This window comes from Kocuria rhizosphaerae, assembly GCF_044462265.1.
Lineage (GTDB): Bacteria > Actinomycetota > Actinomycetes > Actinomycetales > Micrococcaceae > Kocuria > Kocuria rhizosphaerae.
In genome coordinates this window covers 1-4,261 of the sequence record NZ_JBISWL010000108.1, presented here as the reverse complement: position 1 = coordinate 4,261, position 4,261 = coordinate 1, and the positions used below count along the sequence as shown (strand labels likewise).

2 protein-coding genes and 1 pseudogene are annotated in these 4,261 nt (G+C 73.4%); 2 read left to right on the top strand and 1 reads right to left on the bottom strand.

Annotated elements, in window-relative coordinates; all coding sequences use genetic code 11:
* The first annotated feature begins 18 nt into the window (after window positions 1-18).
* Together istA (ACH9EU_RS12410) and istB are read left to right on the top strand one after the other, a co-directional pair.
* Window positions 19-1,617 (top strand): IS21 family transposase, encoded by a 1,599-nt coding sequence (gene istA, locus ACH9EU_RS12410; RefSeq protein ID WP_396412162.1) that lies wholly within the window; start codon window positions 19-21, stop codon window positions 1,615-1,617.
* Window positions 1,614-2,399 carry an IS21-like element helper ATPase IstB gene (gene istB / locus ACH9EU_RS12405; RefSeq protein WP_396413154.1) on the top strand — a complete coding sequence of 262 codons (786 nt, stop codon included), beginning with the start codon at window positions 1,614-1,616 and terminating at the stop codon, window positions 2,397-2,399. The genes istA (ACH9EU_RS12410) and istB overlap by 4 nt, the downstream gene beginning before the upstream one ends.
* A gap of 78 nt (window positions 2,400-2,477) precedes the next feature.
* Here the strand turns inward: istB and istA (ACH9EU_RS12400) are convergent.
* Window positions 2,478-3,365 (bottom strand): annotated as a pseudogene (istA, locus tag ACH9EU_RS12400) (IS21 family transposase); the annotation flags it as partial.
* Between the last annotated feature and the right edge of the window lie 896 nt (window positions 3,366-4,261).

Below are 4,261 nucleotides of genomic sequence, written 5' to 3'. Positions count from 1 at the left end.
CACCCGCCGGAGGGACGCATGAAGAAGTCTGACAGGGAGATCATGGAAATTCTCGAAGCCTATGACGCCACCGGCTCGGCGCACTCGGCCGCGGCCCTGGCCGGGGTCGATCCGAAGACGGTCCGTCGCTACGCCGCCGCTCGGGACGCGGGCCGGCCGGTGACGGGGCCGGGTCGGCGTCCCCGGATGATCGACGTGCACCTGCCCAAGATCGAGGAGTGGGTGGAGCGTAGCCAGGGCACGGTCCGCGCCGACGTCGTCCACGCCCGCCTTGTCGCGGTCGGATTCTGCGGGACCGAGCGCACCACCCGGCGGGCGGTGGCGCAGGTCAAGGCGGCCTGGCGGGCCGGGCACCGGCGCACCTACCGGCCCTGGATCACCGAGCCGGGTTTGTGGCTGCAGTTCGACTGGGGCGAAGGCCCGAGGGTCCCCGGCCCCGACGGCACCCCGCGGCGCACCTGGCTGTTCTGCGCCTGGCTGGCGTGGTCGCGGTTCCGGGTGGTGATCCCGGTGTGGGACCAGACCCTGCCCACGTTGATCGGGTGCCTGGATGCGACCCTGACGAGGATCGGCGGGGTGCCCACCTACGTGCTCACCGACAACCCCAGGACCGTGACCGTCGATCACGTCGCCGGGGTGCCGGTGCGGCATCCGCAGATCGTTCAAGCCGGCCGGCACTACGGCACCCAGGTGCACACCTGCGTGCCCTACGACCCGGAGTCCAAGGGCGGGTCGGAGTCCACGGTGCGCATCGCCAAGGCCGACCTGGTGCCCACCGAGGCGAACCTGCGCGAGCACTACGCCTCCTTCGGGCAGCTCGAGGCCGCCTGTGCGGCGTTCTGCACCAAGGTCAACGGGCGCACCCACCGGGAGACGGCCCGGGTGCCCGACCAGGCGCTGGTCGAGGAGCAGCAGCGGTTGCACGTGCTCCCGGTCGCCCCGCACACGGCGACCCTGGGGGTGACCCGCACGGTGGGCACCGACCAGACCATCCGGTTCGGCTCGGTGCGCTACTCCACCCCGCCTGGACTCGTGGGAGCCGAGGTGTGGGTGCGGGTCGCCGGAGAGGAGCTGGTGGTCGTGGCCGACCTCGACACCCTCGCCGTGACCCCGGGCTGGGCTGCCGGGCGGGCCGGGCTCACCGAGGTCGCCCGCCACCGGCTCTCGACCCCGGGCAATCCGCGGATCGACCTGGCCCACTACCCCGACCACCCGCAGGACCCCGCCGGCGCCCCACGTCCGCCCCGGCCGAAGGCCCGGTCGGCGGCCGAGGCCGAGTTCCTGGCCCTGGGCGCCGGCGCCCAGGCCTGGCTGATCGAGGCCTCCGCGGCCGGGGCCACCCGGATCCGGGCGAAGATGGCCGCCGCCGTCGAGCTCGCCGCCCTCACCGGGGCCGGGCCCGTGGACGCCGCCCTCGGGATCGCCGCGGCCGCTGGGCGCTTCGGCGAGGGGGACCTGGCCGCGATCCTCGACCACCAGGCCACCGGGGCCACCGCCGCCGGGCTCGTGGCCGCCGACGAGACCCACTCCGCCCAGCCCGGCACCGCCGCCTGGGCCGCCTTCGGCGCCCCCACGACAACCAGCACAACCGACAGGACCGAGGAGACCGCCCGATGAACACGACCACCACCGCCCCGCCGGCCCCGCCGCTGCCCGAAGACCTCGCCGCGGTGCTCAAACGGATGCGGATGCCCTACCTGCGCGCGGCCGCCCCCGACGTGCTGGCCACCGCCCGCTCCCAACGCTGGGACCCCACCGAGGTGCTGCGGGTGCTGCTCGCCGAGGAAGCCCGTGGGCGCGACGAGGCCACCCGTACGGCCCGCCGCAAGGCCGCCGGCCTGCCCGCCGGGAAGACCTTCGACTCCTGGCGCGAGCACGACTCCTCGATCCCCGCACCGACCCAGTCCGCCCTGGCCACCCTCGAGTGGGTCGGTCGTGCCGAGAACCTCGCGATCTCCGGGCCCTCGGGCACCGGCAAGACCCACTTCGTCGAGGCCCTCGCCCACCACGTCATCGACGCCGGCATGCGGGTCTCCTGGTTCACCCTCGAGTCCCTCACCGCCGCGATCGGGCGCGCCGCCGTGGACGGCTCGATCAGCAAGACCATCAACCGCATCACCCGGGCCGAGCTCATCGTGGTCGACGACATCGGGATGCTGCCCTCCGGCCAAGCCGCCGCCGAGGCCTTCTACCGCCTCGTCGACGCGACCTACGAACGCCGCAGCCTCGCCGTCACTTCCAACATCCACCCGGCCGGGTTCGACACCATCATGCCCAAGACCCTGGCCACCGCCGCCGTCGACCGGCTCCTGCACCATGCCCACGTGATCATCACCGAGGGCACCTCGCTACGGCTCACCGAGGCCACCGCCGGACGCGGGGTGGTCCCCTTGAGCTGACACCGGCAGGGAGATCAACTGACCGCGGACAGGGAGATCAGCTGTCCGCCGGCAGGTAGATCACCTGACCGCCCACCGGGAAGTCCCGCTGACCGTTGACACCGGCGGCAGCGCCCCCATCGCCTCCCGCTCGATGGCCATGGCCTCGGTCGGGCGGGTGCGCGTGGTGCGGTGGGTGCGCTGGTTGGCGATGACCAGCCAACCGGTGAGCTGGGCCTGGAAGTCCCCCGCGCACGTGAAGGTCCGCCCGGGCAGGAACGAGGTGGCCAGGTACCCGTTGAACCGCTCCACCACGCCCTTGGTCTCGGGGTCGTAGGGGCGGGCCTGCACCAGCCGCGCCCCCAGCGCCCCGCAGAACCCGGCCACACCCTCGGCGAGCTTCCCGCCCCGCCCGATCCCGGCCTCGTTGTCCCACAACAGCTGCCGCGGCACCGCGGAGAACCCCTCGGTCAGGCACCACCACATCCCCGCCAGCAGGTCCCCGGTGGTGCGGGTGGGCAACAGCGCAGCCGCCGCGAAGCGGGAGTGGGAGGCGACCATCACCAGCACCGGGAAGTCCCGGAACACCCCGGCGTGGTCCGGGATCAGTCGGCCCGGGAACCACAGATCGCACTGGATCTGCTCCCCGGGATGATGGACCAGCCGGTCCGCCGGATCCGCCACCCGGTACCCCGGGCGCAACCTGGCCACGTTGGCGTAGAACCACGACCTCGACCCGTCCCAGCCGACCCGCTCCGCGAGCACCGCAGTGGGCATCGACGGAAAGCGGGCCAGCAGATCCCGCACCGCGGCCTCGACCTCGCTGAAGGCCCCCTCCACCGGCGGGCGCGGTGAGTAGGACGGCGGGTCCGTGGAACGGATCGCCTTCGCCACCGTGTTCCGCGACAGCGACAACCTCCTGGCAATCGCCGCCTGCGACAAGCCCTCCACCCGATGCAGCTGACGGATCAGCGCCCAATCCTCCACAGTGATCACTCTCCAATCGTTGGACGAGCTGCTCACTTTTCGACCGGAACTTCAGCTACCTATTCGACCGGAACCGACAACCGACAGTGCTCGCTGGTCAGCAAGAGGCTCCCTGCCCAGAGGGCAGGACGAGGTGCCGCCCGGACGGCTTCCGGACGGCGCCTCGTGCCGGTCCGTCCCGACGATGACTGGGGAATCCAGGTGCCGGCGGGCCGGCCACGGGTGGCGGGCGCCCGTCCACGCCGCCCCACCGGTGTGGACGATCCCGTGACGCAGGAGCAGTGTCGAGACCCGGTGACGGGCGCGCACCGGATCCCCCAGCGGTCCTCCCTCGCCCGCAGCAGATCCCGGGCGGTCCCCTGCACCACGCAGGGAACGACCACCGCGGTGACCTCGCCCCAGGGGCGTCGACGTCGCGGTGCGTTCTGGTGGATCGTCCGGGTCCGGCCGTGCACCGGGCCGCTCCGGGCCTCGGCCTCGGTGCCCGTCGGGGCATTCACGGCGGCCGACGGCATCCGCCCGAGCAGGTCCGGGGCCGTCCGGCTCGCCGGAGCGGCCCGTGCCCGGGGCCCGGCCGATGGCCACGGCGGCCCGGCGGCGCCGGCGACGGTCGAGGACGGCCCCGTCGCGTCTGCCCGGTACTCGCCCGTCGTCGTTCGCCTGTCGTCGTTCGGCCGTGGTCGATGCGGCACCTGGATCGAGGGCGACCTCCCTCGTCCACAGCTGCCGGGGTCGGCTCGGTGCAGCCGGCCATCGCGAGCTCGAGGCCGTTCGTCGGTCGTGTGCGTCGGGCGGTTCTCGGGGCTGCTCCGTTGCCTTCTTCGTGACCCGGTGGACGAGGTGGTGTCGACGTCGCGACCGGGACGTGCGCACGACGCGAAGGGACCGGCGGCGGC

Coding starts and splice junctions, on each gene's coding strand:
- istA (WP_396412162.1), top strand. CDS start 19: ATGAAGAAGTCTGACAGGGAGATCATGGAAATTCTCGAAGCCTATGAC.
- istB (WP_396413154.1), top strand. CDS start 1,614: ATGAACACGACCACCACCGCCCCGCCGGCCCCGCCGCTGCCCGAAGAC.